Here is a 21,021-nt window from a genome sequence, read left to right as displayed (position 1 = left end):
TATGAAAAAAACAATAGTATTACTTGTATTTAGTATCGCCATGTGCAGTTCATTATTTGCTCAAAAAAATGCAGATAAAAAAATAGACCAAAAAGTTAGTGCATATGTAGAAGCTGTAGAAAGTGAGTTAACACTAACGAGTGAAGAAAAGGAAACATTAATAGCATTAAAAGAGGCACAGGTAAAGGCTACTTTTGAAATTAATGCTAAGTATGAAAAAGGTTCTGAAGAGCTAAAAGAAAAAAGAAAAGAAAGTAATAAAGAATTTTCTAAGTCTCTTAATAAAGCCTTTGGAAAAGACAGAGCTAAAGAAATAAAGGCGGCATCCAGAAAGAATAAGAAGAAAAAGTAAATTCTTTTATAAGTGGTAACTCTACATACCTATTTATAAAATAGGTGCAACACTTGCAATAGATTAAAAGCATTCAAGTTTATAGAAGAGTACTCTCTTATTGAAATTGACAAGTTTAATATCCTTTAAAAGTATTCAGATAATGAATACTTTTAAAGGATATTTTTTGGTAGCATAGTCTTGTTTTAAAGGTTAATAACTACATTAAATATTTCTTTTAGATAAAAGCGTTACAGTATTGTTTGTAGGAGTAATGACATATAGAATGTCGTTATAAATGATAATTTAAATGTTAGATTTATAATATTTTGAATTAGTAATTACTTTTTTCTGATGTTTAATTTAATCCATTTACTATAGAAGTATCAACTAATGGTAATATATAATCCACTAAATGAAAGTAGTGTGGTTATACGTTATTTTAGGCATAAGCATTTTAAATTTTATTGGTATCACCTTAGGCTGAAAAATTAATTAAGGTGTCACCTCTATTGGCATTTTAAAATCTCTTTAAGGGAATTGATTTTAGGCATATCATTACAATCTGTTTTCTAATTTAGAAAGCTTACATAAACCTATATCTAACAAGTTGCCAAAGCTGTTCTTACCCAAGTATTAGCTGCTGTACATACGTAAATATGTGTAGCAGTCACTCTTATTTCACCTTCAACTCGAGTATCAGTAGCACTAGCAGGTGCTGTATTTAATATAGATAGCTTATATTGAGTGGCCTCAGTTGTACCTTCAACCTCAAGAGCATGTGTCGTTGCTATTTTGGCAATACCCACTCTATCATTGGTAAAATCTCCCTAAATCAATGGAATAGCGCTATCTTCATTTTGAATTAATAATGTATTACTAACCGAAGCAAAAGCCGTATTGTAACCCGCTGAATAACCAATAAAGACGTTAGAATCTCCCGCTGTAAAGCGACCAGTATCTTTTCTGATTAACACATTATAATCTCCAACTGATTCATAGCCAGCAAACACCAATAAGTACATTCTCTGTTCCGGCTAATTCGCTACCAGCTCTTTGACCGATAATAACATTACCCGCTCTTGAAGACAAATCTCCTGCAAATGAACCGATAGCAGTATTATTACCAGATATGTTAGTTCTAAGTGCATTATGACCAAAGGCAGAGTTTCTTCGTCCTCTGGAATTACTGGCTAAGGCTCTAAAGCCAAAAGCAGAGTTATTTAAACTTGTATTTAAACTCAAGGCTTGAAATCCCAAAGCAGAATTAGCATCACCATTTACATTTGACATTAATGCGTTAAAACCAACACCAACATTTTGATTGTGATCAGCATCATCATTTAATCCTGGATCTATACCAATAAAAATAGAAGAACCGTCATTAGTGCCATCTATATCAGATTTTGCATCAGAAAGATCGTTTAGCTTTTCAATACTCGAAAAGCGAATCCAACTTGTTGTTGCTTGATCCCAGTAATAAAAACCTTTAGAATTTAAACCAACCGTAGTGGTTAGGTAAACAAGCATTGCATCTTGCGCAGCAGTAGGATCTGTTGCAGGGAAGGTATCTATTCTAGGAATTAAGATGCCATCTTCATTTGAAGGTGTTGCTTGATTAGATGCTGTAATATCTAACGTGGTTTTTGGATCTGTGTTTCCAATACCAACTTGTGCGTAAGAAAAAGAGAACATGAATAAGATAGTATAGAATATGATTTTTTTTACAACGTACGTCTCTAACTAATTTATTTTTTATAATATGAGGGGGCGGTTTATACTTTTTTAAAATTAATGTTCTTTTAGATTAGGCAATAGCAGAAATGATTTTTATTGTTTTATGAATTTAAATACTTGAATTTCATTAGTTTCTGAGTAGGCTTTTAGAAAATAGACTCCTTCGATTAATTTTGAAACGTTAAAGGTCGCTTGATTGTTATGAAATTCTAAAACTTTTTCACCGGTAATATTGTAAATAATTGCAGAATCAATTTCTTTTGATAATCTAAAGTTTTGCTTTACAGGATTAGGAAATAAAACAAGTGTATTAAAGTCCTCATTAGAATCGATACTTAAGGTCTCACCTACTAAATAAGCTCCTTCAGGTCTAACATAGGGTTCGTAGTCTGGTTTTGGTGACTGTAACATTCTGTCGTTTATGGTTTGCATTATAGCCATTTCATCGTCAGAAATAAAACCATCTGCAATAGTGGTACTCCATGTCATAGTTGCACCAGCATCCGTAAAGGTTCTCACAAAGCGGTAGGCTTGTTCAGTTCCAAAAACTAAATCGGCGCTAGATACACTCCATTGCTGTCTGATAGGTGTAAAATAGTGTTTTAATGCTAACTTACTACCATCATAAGAAGACCAAGGATTTTCAGTAATTAAAGGAAAAGAAAACTCTTCATAAGCCCAAGAGTTGGGTGGTGCACCTTGAGCTAATGGAGTAGGGTGGCCAGCTGTAAAATCCATATAAGGGTCGTTAGCTTCTAAGAAGAATACTCTATAATTTCTAGGGTCCTCATCATCAATTGCGTCTGAATCTACGTAGATCTGAGCTCCATCCTCATCCAATACATAAGACTTGGTAATATTGGTGGCGATAGCCGCATTTGGGTCTACTTCTCTAATCATGGAGATAAAAGCATTTAAGTCTCCCGGTAAATTAGATACATTATCTACCCAATAGCCATCAACTAAATCGTTAAATCGTTCAAAAAAACCTCTAGCTAAAGTTCTCCAAGCCAAACCTTCATCTCCACCAAAACTAGTATTGTAATAGTTTTCCCATCCTATAATAATTCCAGCTTCAGTGGCATCAACATTCCCTTGAATAACTGCAGGTCCTGCTCCATTAACATATAAAATGACTTTTTTTCCAGCATTTCTAAAAACGTCAATAACATCGAGAATAATCTGCTCATTTTCTATAGACGGCACCATTCCTGGATGAATTTCATTAGCAATATCTACATAAGGGTTGTCTCTTAACGTATAAAAATAGCCATGTGCTGGGTGCGTAAAGTTTGTAATGACATGCCCAACGGCAGGTAAATTGTCTACAATTTCTTGTGCCCCAGCAACCCAATCATCTCCACTATCATTATCTAATCGAATACCACCGTGAACATTAAACCTTACTCCCCACGAACCAGATAAGAATGTAGCAAGGGGTATTGTTTGTTCAGAATAACCAGAGATAGTATCAATATAATAGGTTGATGTTAATCCGCTAGTATCTGCAGAAGCAAATACAATCATTATTTGATCGTAACCTCCAGCAGTTAAAACATCGGAAGGAATTGTTTCTTGATCAAAATCGTAAGAAAAAGACTCCCAAGCTCCCCCTACAGAAAAATTTGCTTGTATGTATAGGTTGCTTGAACCTCCAATAGTTGAGTTTTTTAAAAACAATCTGATTCTACTATTTGTGGTGTTCAAATCAGAAGTTTGTATGGATGTGTATGCTTTTAACGCTATCGTATATGAGGACAAATTTGTTATAGGTACTGATAAATCAAAAATAATTCTTGAATTTTCTTGCCCATTTCTTTCGAATTTAGAAACAGTTGCATTTGAGTTTATGCCATTGGTCTCAGGGTTTGTTTCATCTATAGTAAAAAGTCCTTGTTGCGTGTTAGAAAACTGGATGTTATTTGTTTGACTTGAATTTTCGTACCAAACTTGCTGTGCTGCAACTGGAGTTAAGCTAAAAAATATAAATAAAATTATTATATTAATTTTGTTAATCATGCTTTTTAATTTTTTATAAAGATAATGGACAGGCTATTATTGTGGTTTCTCTAATCCATCAGCTTCTTACTGTAATCCTTCACAATAATTTATTTATAAATATCTGGGAATAAGCTTGTTATAGCTTTATTGTTTTGTTTGTGGTTTTGTCAGTTTGGAAAGATGTTGTTAGTAATCTGTACATCCAATTGTAATAAAAATGATAAATTGGTGGATTAAAGCAAGGTTTTAAGTAATATAAGTAACACTATTACGGTATCATTTTGTTATTTCGCTGAAGTCAATAAAATGTCAATAACACTTTTAAGAGCAAAGAAATAATTCAATAACCCTGAGATGAAATATAAAGCTTATATCAAATGTATTATTGTTGGAATTTTATGTTTTAGCTGTAATGCACAAAATTCAAAAGTAACTCATCAAAATACTCAGAGCACCGATAGACCAGAACCCAATGTTCTACTCTTACTTACGGATGATTTAGGATGGCAAGACGTAAAGGTGTACGATATAGATGAACCATCTCCATACGAAACACCAAACTTAGATGCCTTAGCAAAAAAAGGAGTTCAGTTTTGGCAGGCGTATTCTCCAGCGCCTACTTGTGCACCCAGTCGATGTGCCATCATGAGTGGAAACCATCCGGCAAGAGCTCAAAAGACACATGTGGTTGGTGGAGCACCTCCTACGGTTTATGCTAGTAAAGAGACGCAGCGTATTATGGATCCTTGGTATAGCGGACGTATGCCAGAAAACGAAATGACATTAGCGAGAGTATTGCAAGAAAAAGGTTATACTACAGGCCATACAGGGAAATGGCATATGGCTATTAACCACTTTGCATTTCCGCAACCCACAGATCAAGGCTTTGATGTTTCTACCGCAGATCGTGGAGCAACAGTTCCTCAAAAACCACACCGATTAACCGACTTTGCAACGACTGATGCTTCCGATCCTTACCGATTAGATGAGAATGGGTTTCCTTACCATCAAAACAGTCAGGATGCCTTAAATTTCTTAAAAGAAAATAAACAAGATCCTTTTTTCTTATATTACGCTACGTTTCTTGTGCATGCTCCCATTCACACGAGAAGTAAAGCACTTTTAGAGAAGTATTGTGAAAAATTAGGGGTGCCTTTTCCAACAGACCCCAATCATTGGGAGGTAGAAGGGCAGAACAATCCTTATTATGCGGCCATGGTAGAGATGTTAGATTATTATGTAGGACAAGTTTTTGATTATTTAGAAACTACCGATGATCCACGCTGGCCAGGTCATAAACTAAGTGAAAACACTTATATCATTTTTACTTCAGATAATGGGGGTATGGAAAATGCGCATGGCGATATCGTAACCGATAATTATCCATTAGACAAAGGAAAAATAAACGCTAAAGAAGGGGGAACAAGAGTCCCTTTATTGATTTCAGGTCCAGGCATTAAAAAAGGAGTAGAATCTGATGTTGTTGTAAACGGACTTGATTTTTACCCAACAATCCTATCCTTATTAGGAATTGAGAAACCAAAAGACAAACATTTGGATGGTGCAGATTTATCGACGTTGTTATTAAAAGACCCTACCGATTCTAAATTGGTACTTGATAAAAACGGCAATGAAAGAACGACGATGATGTGGCATTTCCCACATGCTTCATACCAAAGTACGTTGCGAATCGGTGATTATAAATTCATTAGAAATTATGATTACAAAAACAATTCTAGAACACCAGAATTTGAGTTATACAAATTATATACCACCAATAATGGAGTCGCAGAACGTGTAGATATTGAGGAGGTAAATAATTTAGCGATGTCTAATCCTGAGAAAACAAAGGAAATGAATGCGCAATTGACATCTGTTTTAACAGAAATGAACGCCAGTTACCCGTCTTATAATCCACTTTACAAAAGTGATATGGAGCATAAAGAAACTGTTCCTACGGTGTTATTTGCGTCAAAAGACCATAACCAAGTCACTTTTAAATACAAAGAAAATGGAGCTGAGGTGGTAAAAGCTGATTTAATATATACCACCAATGGTGGGCATCGTTATGAAGAGTGGTTTAAAACCGATGCTAAGATAAACGCTGATGGTACCATAACAGCTAATTTACTTAACGGCACAACACATTATATTATTAATGTAATTGATGCAAATAATTTCTTAGTTAGTTATCCTGAAATGCCTACGATTAAATCTCTAAAAGAGGAGAAAAAGAAATATTCGAACTATGCTTTAAGTAGCATATAATTAAGTTTTCTATTAAGTTGATAACAGTTATCTTTAGCTGGAAATAAAATTATAAACCATTGTTTTTTAGGTGTTTTTAATATTTATGCAGAAAATGAGCATACTTTTGGGTTAATTGAGCAAAGAAAAATAAAATAATATAACTAATTTTGATTAACTAATTTTAAAACCATATATATTATGAAAAAACAATTACTATTTACAGCAATTTTACTTTTTGCTACAGGTCTTACATTTGGGCAAGCAACAGTGCTTGATCCATTGGACTCTGAAACACAGCAAATTAGTGTAGCCGGTACAAATTTTACTCAAACTGGGGGACCTTTTGAACCAAACGGAAATGGTGCTCATCTTAATGCAACTGAACCAGAAGTTCTTAATGGATCTATTAGTTTTGATGTAGTTTCTTCTGGAGCAGATTTCGAAACATCAATTGTTTTTCACGTAAGAAAATTATTTGGTAATTCTGGGAGTGTAACTATGACTGTTGATGGCATAACTGACGCACCGATTAGTTTAGCTGCTGACGCTAGTGCAAGCAATCTTAATGCCTATGAGACATTTGATACGTTAACATTTTCGCAAAATGTTACTATTACATCTGTTCCTAAAACGATAACATTGGATATTAATATTTTACAAGACCTTTCTAATAGCGCTAGAATTAGATTCTATTGGCTTAGATTTTCTAATGAAACTTTAGGTGTAGATGATTTTGAAACACAAGAGACAAGTGTTAAAGTTTATCCTAACCCAACAAAAAATAGCTTTCAAATAGATGCTAACAACAGTATTGAGCGTGTAGAACTTTATAATATTACTGGCCAACTATTAAAAACATATAGCGAAGAATCTAGTTATGATATTAGTGATTTAGCAACAGGTATTTATATTGCAAAGATTAAGACGGAATTAGGTTCTAAAACAATGAGAATTGTAAAAGAATAAGATTCTGTATTCAAGTCTTTAAAGCAACGAACGTTGTTGTTATAAATCGATTAAAAAAAGTTTCTTCGTTAAATTTAACGAAGGAACTTTTTTGTTTTCTCACAACATCACAAAATATTGTTATCTCAGTTTTATCCAAAAATAAATTGTCAAATGCCTATACTTTTAAGACTCATTTTGAGAATGCCCTTCATTAGGCAATAAACCCATTATTTAACTATAATAGTTTTGATAGAAAAGTTTTTGGTTGAAATGAGCAAAGCGAAACCACCTTGTATAACGAACTTTGATAAACTAAATTTTAAAACTATATATTATGAAAAAACAATTACTATTTATCATGTCTTTTATGTTTGCCACTACGTTAGCATTTGCACAAGCTATTATAACAGTGGATGCAGTAGATCAAGATTTCAATATGGTTTCCCCTTTGGTAACTTCTGTTTCTACTGGTACGGCTGCTACTATAGGAGGAAATCCATCAGCATATACTCAAATAAGAGCAGATGAAGCTGGTTCTGATGATGTTGCAGGAACGTTTGATCTTATTGCTCAAACTTCATCAGGTACTACTGACGGTACTATTTCATTTGATTTTAGAAAAAGAGAATTTAATACAATGGCTATAAAAATTACGGTTGGGACTGAAACACCACAAACATTTACGTATAGCGCTACCGATGGAGGTACTGGTACCTACCAGCAGTTAACGGCTACTTATGTTGGAGCTGTTACATTTTCAACTACTCCAACGCCTATTAGATTTGAAATTACAGATTTAGATTTAGGTACTGCACCATCAATAACTGCAGCCAGATTATATAAATTTAACGTTACTGATAAGAATGTGCCTGAACCACCTTTGGATGCAGAAGCTGTTTTAGAAGCTGGAAATGAATGGTACCATAACTATAGCCCAGATACATTTAACGCATCACTTAATGAGGTACAAGGTGGTGAGTTTTTAGAACAAGCATCAGCCGTTGCTACACCAACAACTACTGGAAACAGCAGTCCATTTGTTGCCAAGTTTACAAAAGGAGATGATGTACACTCACAATTAAAGTTCCAATTACCAGCTGTAATTACCTCAGCAAATCAATCAGCTGCTATTTTTAAAATAAGAGCTTATGCACCGTCAACGAATGTAGATGGCAGTTCTGGTAGAAGGTTACGATTGTTTTTAAGAGATGGAGTTGAAACAGTAGGACAAAAGAATGTAACAATTGATGTTACTGTTTATGATCAATGGCAAGAGTATACCTTTGATTTTACAGGAATTACACTTACAGAAGGTGTATCTTATAGTACTGTAAACCTATTATTTGATCAACCAGATGCTGATTTTCTGGCTACAGGAAATATATATTATTTAGATGCTTTTCAAGGTCCAGCTGGAGCCACATTATCTACAAATGACTTTGAATTAAATAGTGCTTCTATTAATGTTTATCCTAACCCTGTAACTAACAGTTTTCAAATAGATTCTAATAACAGCATCGATAGCGTAGAACTTTATAATATTACAGGCCAGTTATTAAAAACGTTTAGTGAAGTAACTAATTATGATATTAGTGATTTAGCAACAGGAATTTATATTGCTAACATTAAAACGCAATTTGGCTCTAAAACAATAAGAGTTGTGAAAAATTAAAGTATTTGATTAAATAACAAATTAAATCATAAAAGAGTTCCTTAGTTACATTAACTATGGAACTTTTTTACTTTTCTACAACCTCTGCAAAGCATATTTATACTACTTGTTTTATAAGTAAACATATGCAAGGTAAAGGCTTTAAAAAACATAGTAAGCACTCTAATTTGAGATTTAAGAGATTTAATTAGTAATGAACACATCAAAACTTTTAATACTACTTTTTCTGACCTTGTCTAATAGTTTATTTGCTCAGTCTGAACCGCCAATTAAAGGGATCGTTTATGATGAAAGCAGGGTACCTATAGCATTGGTTTCCGTAGCGCTTCTAAAGCAAAAGGATTCTACATTTATCAATTATGCGCTTACTGATGTTAAAGGTGAATTTGCAATTTTTGATACTCCAAAGGACTCCCTGTTACTACAATTTTCATATTTAGGGTATATAACGCATTTTGAGACTATTCATTATAAAAACCAACCTATAGATATTGGTAATGTCATTCTTAAAGAAGATGCTTATGAATTAGATGTCGTAACGCTATCTGCAGTAATTCCTATTCAAATTAAAGAAGACACAATTGCTTTTAATGCCAATTCGTTTAAAGTGAACCCAAGTGATAATCTAGAAACGCTTTTAAAAAAATTACCAGGTATAGAGGTTGAATCTAATGGGGAAGTCGTTGCAAAAGGTGAAGAAGTAACCAAAATATTTGTCGATGGTAAGGAGTTTTTTGGCGGAGATCCGGCTATTGTATTAAAAAATTTATCGGCAGATGCCATTGCAAAAATTGAAATTATTGATAAAAAAAAGTGATGAGGCAGAACTGACAGGAGTCGATGACGGTAACAAACAGGTTGTGATTAATTTTACCTTGAAAAAGACGAAAAAGAATCAAGGTTTCGGAAAGGTATCCGCAGGTATGGGATTAGATAGCCGCTATTTTGGCAATGCTAACTATAATAAATTTTCGCCAAAAACACAGTTGGCAGTTATTAGTAAATACAATAACATCAATATTACAGGCTCTAATATTCAGGGATTCTTAGAAAATGCTGATGGTATTGCTGATGAGTCTGATGATGATAACAGTACTGCTGCTCAATCAAAAAGTTTAAGTGGGTATTTAAAAACAGGTGTTGTTGGCATTAATATAGGTCATGAGTTTAAAGAGAAAGAGTCTCTAAATGCGGACTATTTTTATAATCTTTCGGATAATCGTGGCACATCCTTTTCCAAAAGAATTTCTTTTGCCAATACTAATAACTATGATTATGAAGCTGATAATAGGTTTAATAAAGAGTCAAATAATCACAATTTTAATTTTAATTATAAAAACAAATCGAGTAGGAGTAACAGCCTTACTATTAAAGGGCGTTTAAATTCGGATGCAGTAACACAGTATTCAATGAGAGATGGATTTTATTCTACAGTAGATGGTGATTTAGTAACTTCAAATAAACAAAATTATAGTAATACCACCATTAAAAAGTCACTCGACTTTGACATCAATTTCTATCAAAAATTAGCTAAAATAGGGCGTAGTTTTAGTGTTGGGTTTAAAACCAAAATATACGAGCAAAGTAAGGACAATGAGCAGACCACTTTTATAACTAGGAATATTAACACTGATAATCCTTCAAATAGAGACATTTTTGCGCTTAGAGATGAAGTGTTTAATAACGGTTTGTATAATTTCAATTTTAAATTTACAGCACCCATAGTCGGAAATCATTACTTAAAGTTTCAATTCTTTTTAAGAGTCTTAAATCAAAATGAAGATATCTATCAATTTAAAACCTTTGCATCTGATGACGATGAGGATGAACTCCTTGGCTATAAATACAACCATAGAGAAAGTAGTTTTCAAAATCGATTTGGCTATAGTTATAGCACTAAAAAATTGAATATATTTTCTGGTATTGAGCTTCAAGAGCTCGATCGATCGTTTGGTGTCATTACAGAAGATCGTTTTACTAGTAACCAATTTTACGTTAATCCGTTTTCCATAGTGCAATACAAACCTATAAATGGTGTAAAATACCGTTTGGTCTATAATAGAAAAATACGCAGCCCACGAACTTCGGAAAGCTCAACAGTTATCAATGATCTCAATCCTTTCTATATAAGAAAAGGAAATCCTCAGTTAAAAATAGAAAAGACTGACGCTATTTCTTTAATTGCTAATATCTTCAACTACAAATCATCATTAAACTTTACAAGTAGGATTAAGTATCAGTTTTCAAAGGATGCTATTATTCAAAACATTACTATAGACGATGACTTTGTTAAAACGAGAAGCTATATCAATAGTGGAGAGCGACAAAAATTGTCCGCTTATTTTAATTTTAGTAAAAAAATAAAAGGCTTAGGAATTCGCTACGCTATAACCAACAGCAGTTTTTATAATACGTCAACGTCATTAATTAACTTACAACTTAACGATGTGGTTTCAAAAGATATCTCAATGGGGTTATCTTTAGAAAACGCGAATAAGAATGTTATAGATTTAAAGCTAGGGACCAACTTCAGTGTTAATAATACCTCATTTTCTATAGAGCAAAACCTTAATAGAACCTATAGAAAGCAACATTACTATTCCGCTATAGATTATGATTTTACAGAGAAACTAAATTTTAATACCCAATTTGATTATTTCGTGTTTTCAGATAATCAGTTTGCTACAGATTTGCAACTTCCTATATGGAATATGGCTATTTCCTATAGTATTGGAAATGGCCATAATAGTCTTAAACTGGTTTTTATAGATCTTCTTGATAAAAACGTTGATTTCGAAAGACGAAGCACGACTAACTTTTTTGAAGAAACCACCTCAGAAAGTTTAGGACGCTATATGATCTTGAGCTACACTTATCGATTAGGTAACCGAAAGCAACAAAACGATTAGAATTCTAAGAAAACAATAGAAAGTAGTCTTATTACTTCAATAATTTTAAAGTCGGTTTACTATCGCCTTCATTTATGACGTGTAAAACGCTAGTTTATAGTTTTTTTATAGTGTCTAAATTTGATGTATACCAAAAGAAGCAAACAGATCCTGGAGTACTCAATACCTCGGCAATTTTAGTTTCTCGATCTTGCAATTATGGCGAAAAAAAAGGCATATTAATTGATGATGTTATTGAACCATTTTTAATCCAAGTAATGTGCCACTAAATATTTAGTTTTATTCATACATTACATATTATCATTTTATTTAGTCAAGTTTAGAATCGTTAATTGACACTAAAAAAAAATGCCCTTTCGCTTCAGACGACGTATCTCTTCGATGCAAAAGGGCAATTTTTAATTCTATAAAATTGAGCTTATTCCTTCAATAATTTTAAAGTCGATTTACTACCATCTTCATGTATGACTTGCAAAAAGTATAAGCCTGTTTTGAGCTCTGAGATATCGATGTCTTGATACTGATTATTAAATTCGTATGCTTTAGCGCCATGTACACTATACAATATGCCTGATGCTACGGATTTTGAAAGACTAAAAGTACCTTTAACAGGATTAGGAAATAACTTAAGTGCTTCTCTAGCATCTATCACCTCATTAACACCTAATGTACTTAAATCTAAATGGTATGTAACAGCGTAAACTCTAAATCTTGGTGTAGTACCTGCGGTGGCATTGGTAAGGTTAGTTACTAAAAAATCCATAGTTTGCGCCGCTTCAGTTATTGTTGTTGGCATATCAAATTCATAATATAAATCAGCTGTGCTGTTAGTACTTGTGTATTCAAAACTCTGGGTCTCACCACCAATGGTAACATCAAAGTTTGCCGTATCACCTGCAAGTGACCGCACTCTAAATACTATCTTTTCACATAATACAGATTCAGTAGCTTTTACATTGATATTAAAACCATCGCCTCCGCCTTCTGTTCTCATTTGTACAAATGCACCACCAGTAGTAGTATTTCCTATCAATTCTGCATATACATCTGTACTTTCTGGTTCAAATTGTTGTTCTTCTTCCGTTGTATTAAGCGTTATTTCACTCAGTGGTTGTGTAGCTCCTAAAACATTAAAGAAGAGATCTACAAATCTTACTCTTGGTGTTAATCCACCTGAATTAGAAAGTGAGGTTGTTATGACCTGTATTTCTTTAGATGACTGTGTAAATGTCACTGGAGTATCAAATTCAAATAATTCTGGAGTATTATTATTTGTACTTGTATACGTAAAACTTTGTGTTTCTCCATCAATAATAATATCGACATTTACAGTATCTGCTGATTGAGATATAATTCCTAATGTAATTTTATCACAAGTTATAGTTTCAACATCAGCAGGAGCTTTTACATAAAATTTTGCTCCATCTCCGCCTTCTTCAGTCCTTGCTTGTAAATAAGCTGTACCACCTATCGTTGTATTCCCAATTAACTCAGCATATTCATCTACTACTTTAAAAGCTTGTTCTCCAACAGCGTTAGCAAGTATTATCTTATGAGGGTTAAATATTGATATGGCATCCGATATGACTACAAAATTATTTTCATCTATTAACGTAAACACAACTCCTGTCGCTACTTCTGGCACATCGGCTGTAATCACGTTACCATCTATGGTTGCAGGAAGTTCAAACCATTCTTCTTCTGGTGTGTCTACTTCTTCTATCCTATAAAGCAAATAAGCGGTTTCAATAATTGCATCTCCAGGATTAGTAGTTAGCGTTGCTGTGGCTACACCTGTATTCTCATCATAAACTGTTGAAGTTATAGAAGGAACAATATCTTGATTAACTAAAGGATCACCACTATAATCTGGATTAAAATGTGGTGTTCTTGTATCGTTTTCAGCTAAAAGCGTCTCTAGGTTTAAGATCATTTCATTTTTAAGCGATACAGGCATGGTATCTATAACATCCACCATCTCTTCGATATCACTGTCAGATCCATCGTCATTATATAATTGGTAAGCTTTATAATAATCTCCGTTATCATAGATTTTATACAATTTATAATTTCCACTTCTAATAGCTGAAGATGCTCTTTCATCTTGTCCATGTGGGTAATGCCAAAAAAGGTCTGTTCTTTCAGTATTGTCACTATTTTTTATTTCTGTTTCAGTGCCACTTAAAAAAGGAAATAAACTTACACCATCTAAATTATTCAGAACATTTGCATCAAGAACGGCATCTGCTCCAGTAACCTCCATAATTGTAGGATAAAAATCTAAATGAGAAACTATGTTATCATATACTTGATTTTCTACAATACCAGGTCCAGTTATAACAAATGGTGTACGCAAACCGCCTTCTTTGGTGTGTGTTTTACCTAAATCTAAAGGAAAGTTATCTGTAATAATTTCTGACCCATGATTTTCTGCACCTCCATTATCTGACGCAAATATGATATACGTTGTATCAAATAATTTCATCCCTGGATTTCTTGGATCATCTGTCTCTTTTAAATAATCTACTACTCTCCCTAAACTCCAATCTAAACTCGCAATCATCGCTCCATAATAGGGATTTGTTTGGCCTGGAGTCGTAATGTTTGCATCGGTTGTAGGCACAGGAATTCCTAATTTATTACAATAATATTCTAGTAATGCTAAATCTCTTGTTTGTATAGGTGAGTGAACTAACCAATGAGCCATGTATAGAAAAAAGGGTTCCTCTTTGTTATCATCCATAAAATCCAATGCTAGTTCTGTTACAGCATCATAAGGTCTTCCATCTGCGTCTAATCGATAAGGATCATCTTCTGCATCTGTGGCAAAGTCCACTGATCGGTCTCCCATACTTCTCGTAATTCCTCTATCAGTGTCTTGGTAATCAAACCCTTGATCTACAGCTTCTGGATAAATATTGTGATTAGCTGCCATATGCCATTTACCAACATGACCAGATACATATCCTAAAGGATTTAATGCTTCAGCTATGGTCACTTCATCGAGTTGTAATCTGCCAGGATAATACGACTCTATAGTTTTATTTGAAAGTTTAACTTTAGGTATTTGCCCTCCTGCGACATGAGTCATTTTGGTTTTAAGAGGCATTCTACCACTCATTGTACCTCCTCTTGACGGTGCACAAGTTGGTGCTGAAGCATAGGCTTGTGAAAAATTAGCTCCATCCTCAGCCAATGCTAACATATTAGGTGTTTCCCAAGGAACAACATCTCCAACATCATTCAACTGGGTGTCCTGCCAGCCTAGATCATCTGCATAAATAAAAACGATATTTGGTTTAATTATCTCTTGACCATTTGTTTGTGGTAAAAAAAGAATGCTGAATAATAAAAGTAACGTCGTGTTTCTCATCATGAAATTAGTTTATTTAAAAAAGTTTTATCAAAAGTTACATTAGTTGCGATTATACCAAATAAACCATAAAATAAGCCTAATAATTTGCTTCTATCACTCACATACTTCATAATAAAATAGAACCGTAGACTTATGCTTAGATTTTATTAGTCGTCTGTGAACGCTATAATCCAAATTATTTTAGTCTCATTTTATAATTCATTTGGTATTACTTATTTTTACTTGGATACTATTATTTTTCGAGTGATGCTATAATTATTCCCATTCGAAAGTTTAATAAGGTAAATTCCTGATTTTAAAGTAGACACGTCTAATTGTGTGGTGGTCGTTCCATTAGTCCATGTTTTATTCAGTACTTTAGTTCCTAGTATGTTTAGGACCGTTATGTTATTTATATCTGTAGTTGTTCTAGAAATTGTGAGTCGATCAGCTACTGGGTTGGGATACAACCTAACATCCGATTGATTAGTAAATTCATATGAATTTGTACTAAGCGTTTCACCGACTAGATAAGCTCCATCTGGTCTTACATATGGTTCAAAATCGGGTACAGGACTAGAAAGAAGTCTATCGTTAATTGCTTTCATAATAAGCATTTCATCAGCCATCATATGGCCTTCATCAGCATTAGCATTAGATATTGTAGTTGCAAATGTAACGCCAGCATTGGCATCTATTAGAATTTTAGAAAATCTGTAAGCATCTTCTATTCCAAATATTAAATTTGCGGAACTAACATGCCATTTATCTCTAATAGGAAACCATGCATGTTTTAATACTTGTTTTTTTTCATACATTGACCAAGGATTACCAACCATAGCAGGTAATGTAAACTCTTCGTATCCCCAAGAATTTGGCGGAGCACCACCAGCTAACGCAGAGACATGTCCTCTTGTAAAATCTTGAGAAGTATTGTTTCCTCTAAAGTTTGATACATCATAGTCGCTTTCATCTTCATCATCAACTCCATCAGAATCAACGGCAACTAATACGCCATCTATATAATGTTTATGACCAAACTCAGACACTGACATAGCAGCTTCAGGATCGGCATCTTTAAACATTTGAACAAAATCTTCTAAATTTCCATCGTCAAGAAGTGCTCCTGTTGTATCAAACCAATATCCATCAGCATACTCTGCTATCGCAGGAATAAATCCTTGAACTAAATTTCTGTAAGCTAAATATTCATCTCCATTAAAATTAGCTGTATAATAATCTACCCAAGCCGCTTTCGTTTCATCACTTGCTCTATCTAAATAGTTAGAAGATATGTACAAAATAATCTTCTTATCTGCATCTTTAAATGTTTGCAAAACGTCCAGCATGATTTGTTGATTCTCTGCACTAGGAACTAAACTTTCGTGTATCTCTGTAGCTACATCTACATTAGTATTATCTCTCATTGTAAAATAATGAGAGTGTGCAAAATAACTAAGGTTTGTAATAACATGCCCTGCAGCTGGAAGTTCTGCAACAACCTCTTGTGCACCTCCTAATGGATCATGGCCTGTAGCAACTTCTGCATCTAACCTTTCACCACCAAAAACAGGAAATGTAACTCCCCATGAACCTTGTAACCAAGCCGCTGGATGATTTCCTACAGTAGCTGTTTGATCTGTTGATCCGTATATCTCATCAATATAGTAAGTCATGGCAGGTTCTTCTACACTACCATTAGCAAAACCTATTGTCATAAGATCATAGCCATCAACATGTGGAACCACAACATTTTCAAAATGAAACGTAAACATTTCCCATTCTTGTCCAACTGTAAAATTCAATTGTTCATAAACACGTTGTCCTTCATCAGAACTATCAAAAAACACTCTTAATTTTGAATTGTTTGTAGTTAGCTCATCAGTAGGTATATCAATATAGGCTTTAAACGTAACTGTATAATCGGTTAAATCTGTTACGTAATTGAATAAATTAAATTCCAAAAAATCTTGTGTACCTTCAACTCTATTAAATTTAGAGACAATAGTGTGTGTATTAATTCCTGAAGTATTAGGGTTTGTTACATTCTCAGTGTACTCTATATATTCTTCGCTAACAAATTCAATTTTTCGTGTATTTGTTTCGTTTTGTAACCATAGAAACTGGGCATTAGATATCTGTAGAAATGATATTGAAAATAAAAAAAAATAGAAAAACTTTGGCATAACGATAGTTGCTTAATAGCCTCCAAATGAATCATCATGTTCATATTTTGAAGACCATGTAAAAATAAGATTAGAGACTTAACTACATTTTCTCTCATTCACTAAATGATTGCTCTATACTACCAATTTCACGTTATACAGTGGAATAGTGCTATTTTGAGGTAATATGTATAAATAACAAAAGAAGCACTATAGAATTTAATCCTATAGTGCTTCTTTAAATATGAAATAATTTTAATTATTTAACGGCAATTGCTTTAGTTGCAAATACTTTAGTCGTTTTTTGGTAGCCTCCATCAGGATAACCTATTAAGTAATTGTTTTCGTCAATTAAATTAAAGACGTAATGCGTTGTTCCTTTTGGCAATGCTACAGAAACATTATCATTCCTAAGATTCATAGAAACAGGAAACCAAATTTCACCACGTACACCACCATTAGTTGTATAAATTAATTCTGCTTTTACCACCTTAGATCCATTGTTTTGATATTTTAACCAAACATTTTTTCCATCTATGCCATGCTCAACAACAGTAGGTATTTTAGATTTATTAGGTAACGCAGATTTACTAGTTGGATTTAAATAAGGATATCTCGCATTTAGTTTTTCTAATCGTTCTGTTAAAAGACGATTCATCTCTTCTGTTTTCTCTGGCATTTTTTCTGCTAGATTTTGAGATTCTTCAATATCGACACGTTTAGAGCCATTTTCGTACAATTGATATAAGGCCAAATCGGTATTTTCTTCAGTAGCCTTATATTCACGTACAAGTTTAAAATCTCCAATTCGTAATGTAGATTGCATAGCGCTGTTTGGAAAGTGCCACATCATCGTATTTCTTGGTTTTCCAGTTTCAGGATCTAAAACTAATTTAGCATCTGTTGGGTCTTTATCTAGTAATGTAGATAAATCAGCACCATCGAATATTTGATTTGCATCTTTTGGAGTGTTTGTCCAACTTAGTATCGTAGGATAGAAATCCACACCATTTACCATAACATTAGATTCCGTATTTGCAGCAATATTTGGTCCTGTTATGATTAGTGGTACTCGTACACCACCTTCTTTTGCATTTATCTTTCCTTTGTCTAAAGGATAGTTGTCTGTAATAATTTCTTTTGTATGTTGTTCCATACCACCATTATCTGAAGTAAAAATAACATAGGTATTTTCGATTAACATATGTCCTGGCCATCTTGGATCTTCTGTTTCTTCAAGATATGTAATCAGTTGACCTGTATAATGATCTATCATTTCTATCATGGCAGCATAATAGGCGTTTTTTTGACCTGCTTTGTCCCACATGTCATTCTTTTTAGGATATTCTAATCCTAATTTCTCATAGTATTTACGCAATAAAGCTTCACTTCTTGTTTGTATAGGCGTGTGTACTAATCGAGAAGCATAAAACAGAAAAAATGGATCTTTTTTGTTTTGGTCCATAAAGTCAATACCGTCTTGAGTGATGTCATCAAACGGAAAACCATCTTCGTCTAGTGTAAATGGATCTGAAGAATCCGTCGTTGCAAATCCTTTTGTACGATCGGTCATTCTTTTATGAGCGCCAAAACCATGTTTTGAAAAATCGAATCCTTGATCTTTAGGTTCAGGATAGTCTGTTACAGCAATACCAACGTGCCATTTTCCTGAATGTCCTGTTTTATAGCCATTTGATTTAAGGGATTCAGCTATCGTCACTTTAGAAGCATCTAAAGCACCGCGCATCCAAGGACTAATCAAGGTAGATCCATGATTAAAAGGCAATGGTGGATGTCCACCTCTTACACTAGTTCTTTCTAGACGCACTGGGTGTTGGCCAGATAAGATTGCACCTCTAGACGGAGAACACGTCGTTGCAGGAGAATACGCTTGCCAGAATAAAACTCCTTCTTTAGCTAATCTGTCAATGTTTGGAGTTTCGAATGGAGAAGGCTCGTCAATATCATAGCATTTTACGTCTTGCCAACCTAAATCATCGGTTAAAATTAATACTACATTTGGCTTTTTTGGTCTTTCTTGTGCAAAACTGCTTGACGTAACTAAAAAAGCCATTCCTAATAGAAATACTTTTTTCATGATGATTATTACTTAATTATAAAACTAATTTAGTTCAGACACAAGGGTTTTACATCTTTGTCTGTACACGTTTAAAATCTCTAAATAGGCTTTATTCCCAACTAAGTTATTCTGTTCTTTAGGATCGTTTATAATATCGAATAGCTCTTCGTAAATTGGGGCTTCATTCGTTTCCGTAGATTGATTTGGAACATATTTATTTCGGTCGTTTTTCTTACCAAACGAACGAATGTACTTAAACTGTTTACTGCGTACTCCTTCTTGTCTAGGGTAACCTTGATCTGTAAATAAGTTTTCTAAAAAGATGTCTTCTCTCCAATCTGTATTTTCACCGGCAATTAGTGGAAGCATACTTTTACCTTGATAGGATTCCGGTGTTTTTACACCACACATTTCTAAAATAGTTGCAGGAATATCTTGACCAACAACCAATTCCTCAATCACTTTTCCTTTTGTTTTATCCTTGAAAAATGGCGAATACACAATCATCGGCACATGCACCGATTCATCATACAAAATGGTTTTTCCGCCTAATCCGTGTTCGCCTAAAAACAAACCATTGTCGGAACAAAATACAATAATAGTATTGTCTGCTTCTCCTATTTCCTTTAAAAAGGCGCGTAAATTCCCTACCATTAAATCGATAGCATAATTAGCGCGATCCATTTTTAGCTTTTCATTTAATAATTTGCCTTTATTAGACGTGACATAATATTTCATTAAATCGGATGGTGCATACACTTCTTTAGGCAAACTAATATCTTGAGGATAGTCATCTGGTAATTCCATTTTATGCTTTACATCATCGTATTTTGTTTTATAATACTCTGGATCTGTGTCTTCCGATCCCATACCACCAATACTAGAGGCATGCGGAAGATTTAAATTAATCCATGCCGAAAAGGGTTTGTTAGGATCTCTTTTCTTCAATTGATTTTTAATAGATGGGTCTGCGTTTTTATAAAAGTAATCATAGTTTTCATCTTGTGACAAATAAGCTTTGGTCGCTTCTAAGAACCCTTCTATTTGTGTTTTGTTTTTAAGGTTAGCAAACTGTTTGTGTCTTTTTGCAGGATAAAACCCCAAATGACCATTACCATAATAAGCAAAGTCAGTACCTTTATTTAACGGTGTATTTCTTTTATCTCCAATTTTGGTATGGTGTTTTCCAATAAAAGCCGTGGAATATCCCGCTTGTTTTAATTGCGACTGCCAACTGTCTTGATATGACTTTTCTGAAATCACATTATTAGAAACAGAGGTAAACCCAATTTTGTTTTTTCGTTCCCATTGTGCTGTAAAGATATTGGCTCTACTTGGACCGCAAATAGGACTTGTAATATAGGCGTTGTTAAAAAAGATGCCCTCTTTTGCTAACTGATCGATATTGGGTGTTTCAGCTATTGGGTCGCCTGTCATGCTCAGAGAATTATACCGTTGGTCATCTGAAAAAATAAAAATGACATTCGGTTTCTTTTGTTGTTCTTGTGCTTTGCATGCTATAAACGAAGCGCATATAAAAATGCTGTATAGAATAGATTTTTTCATGAGTTTA

14 protein-coding genes are annotated in these 21,021 nt (G+C 33.7%); 6 read left to right on the top strand and 8 right to left on the bottom strand.

Annotated features, from left to right (window positions below; all coding sequences use genetic code 11):
• Nucleotide 1: 1 nt before the first annotated feature.
• On the top strand, nucleotides 2–352 hold the full coding sequence (locus tag HM985_RS09060) for a DUF4047 domain-containing protein (RefSeq protein WP_179375943.1): 351 nt from the start codon (nucleotides 2–4) through the stop codon (nucleotides 350–352).
• A 581-nt stretch (nucleotides 353–933) separates the two neighbouring features.
• Here HM985_RS09060 and HM985_RS09055 read toward each other — a convergent pair.
• From HM985_RS09055 to HM985_RS09040, 4 genes are all read right to left on the bottom strand, one after another.
• Nucleotides 934–1,140: a hypothetical protein gene (locus HM985_RS09055; protein ID WP_179375942.1), complete on the bottom strand. Its 207-nt coding sequence runs from the start codon at nucleotides 1,138–1,140 to the stop codon at nucleotides 934–936.
• A gap of 21 nt (nucleotides 1,141–1,161) precedes the next feature.
• Nucleotides 1,162–1,356 carry a hypothetical protein gene (locus tag HM985_RS09050; protein WP_179375941.1) on the bottom strand — a complete coding sequence of 65 codons (195 nt, stop codon included), beginning with the start codon at nucleotides 1,354–1,356 and terminating at the stop codon, nucleotides 1,162–1,164.
• A complete protein-coding gene (locus HM985_RS09045) occupies nucleotides 1,328–2,026 on the bottom strand; it encodes a hypothetical protein (RefSeq protein ID WP_179375940.1) in 699 nt (232 codons plus the stop codon). Before HM985_RS09045 ends, HM985_RS09050 begins: the two co-directional genes overlap by 29 nt.
• Before the next feature lie 135 nt (nucleotides 2,027–2,161).
• Nucleotides 2,162–4,087 carry a T9SS type A sorting domain-containing protein gene (locus HM985_RS09040; RefSeq protein WP_179375939.1) on the bottom strand — a complete coding sequence of 642 codons (1,926 nt, stop codon included), beginning with the start codon at nucleotides 4,085–4,087 and terminating at the stop codon, nucleotides 2,162–2,164.
• Between the two features lie 336 nt (nucleotides 4,088–4,423).
• Between HM985_RS09040 and HM985_RS09035 the strand changes: the two genes are divergently transcribed.
• The 5 genes from HM985_RS09035 (at nucleotide 4,424) to HM985_RS09015 (ending at nucleotide 11,848) form a co-directional block, all read left to right on the top strand.
• The gene (locus HM985_RS09035; RefSeq protein ID WP_179375938.1) at nucleotides 4,424–6,337 is read left to right on the top strand and encodes a sulfatase; all 1,914 of its coding nucleotides are present in this window, start codon (nucleotides 4,424–4,426) and stop codon (nucleotides 6,335–6,337) included.
• A 180-nt stretch (nucleotides 6,338–6,517) separates the two neighbouring features.
• The gene (locus HM985_RS09030; protein WP_179375937.1) at nucleotides 6,518–7,285 is read left to right on the top strand and encodes a T9SS type A sorting domain-containing protein; all 768 of its coding nucleotides are present in this window, start codon (nucleotides 6,518–6,520) and stop codon (nucleotides 7,283–7,285) included.
• Nucleotides 7,286–7,601: 316 nt separating this feature from the next.
• The gene (locus HM985_RS09025) at nucleotides 7,602–8,939 is read left to right on the top strand and encodes a T9SS type A sorting domain-containing protein (RefSeq protein ID WP_179375936.1); all 1,338 of its coding nucleotides are present in this window, start codon (nucleotides 7,602–7,604) and stop codon (nucleotides 8,937–8,939) included.
• Between the two features lie 193 nt (nucleotides 8,940–9,132).
• Nucleotides 9,133–9,756: a carboxypeptidase-like regulatory domain-containing protein gene (locus HM985_RS09020; RefSeq protein WP_179375935.1), complete on the top strand. Its 624-nt coding sequence runs from the start codon at nucleotides 9,133–9,135 to the stop codon at nucleotides 9,754–9,756.
• A complete protein-coding gene (locus HM985_RS09015; protein WP_179375934.1) occupies nucleotides 9,740–11,848 on the top strand; it encodes an outer membrane beta-barrel protein in 2,109 nt (702 codons plus the stop codon). The genes HM985_RS09020 and HM985_RS09015 overlap by 17 nt, the downstream gene beginning before the upstream one ends.
• Nucleotides 11,849–12,266: 418 nt before the next feature.
• On the opposite strand, the gene HM985_RS09010 is transcribed toward HM985_RS09015, so the two are convergent.
• The 4 genes from HM985_RS09010 to HM985_RS08995 all read right to left on the bottom strand — a co-directional run bounded on the left by HM985_RS09010 (nucleotide 12,267) and on the right by HM985_RS08995 (nucleotide 21,014).
• Nucleotides 12,267–15,224, bottom strand: a complete 2,958-nt coding sequence (locus HM985_RS09010) for a sulfatase-like hydrolase/transferase (RefSeq protein ID WP_179375933.1) — start codon at nucleotides 15,222–15,224, stop codon at nucleotides 12,267–12,269.
• A 218-nt stretch (nucleotides 15,225–15,442) separates the two neighbouring features.
• The gene (locus HM985_RS09005) at nucleotides 15,443–17,389 is read right to left on the bottom strand and encodes a T9SS type A sorting domain-containing protein (protein ID WP_179375932.1); all 1,947 of its coding nucleotides are present in this window, start codon (nucleotides 17,387–17,389) and stop codon (nucleotides 15,443–15,445) included.
• A 238-nt stretch (nucleotides 17,390–17,627) separates the two neighbouring features.
• Nucleotides 17,628–19,466: a sulfatase gene (locus HM985_RS09000; RefSeq protein ID WP_218843400.1), complete on the bottom strand. Its 1,839-nt coding sequence runs from the start codon at nucleotides 19,464–19,466 to the stop codon at nucleotides 17,628–17,630.
• Nucleotides 19,467–19,490: 24 nt separating this feature from the next.
• Entirely contained in the window at nucleotides 19,491–21,014 is a 1,524-nt protein-coding gene (locus HM985_RS08995) for a sulfatase-like hydrolase/transferase (RefSeq protein WP_179375931.1), read from the bottom strand.
• Between the last annotated feature and the right edge of the window lie 7 nt (nucleotides 21,015–21,021).

It is taken from the genome of Winogradskyella wichelsiae (assembly GCF_013403925.1).
Classification (GTDB): domain Bacteria; phylum Bacteroidota; class Bacteroidia; order Flavobacteriales; family Flavobacteriaceae; genus Winogradskyella; species Winogradskyella wichelsiae.
This window is presented reverse-complemented; position numbering and strand designations above follow the sequence as displayed.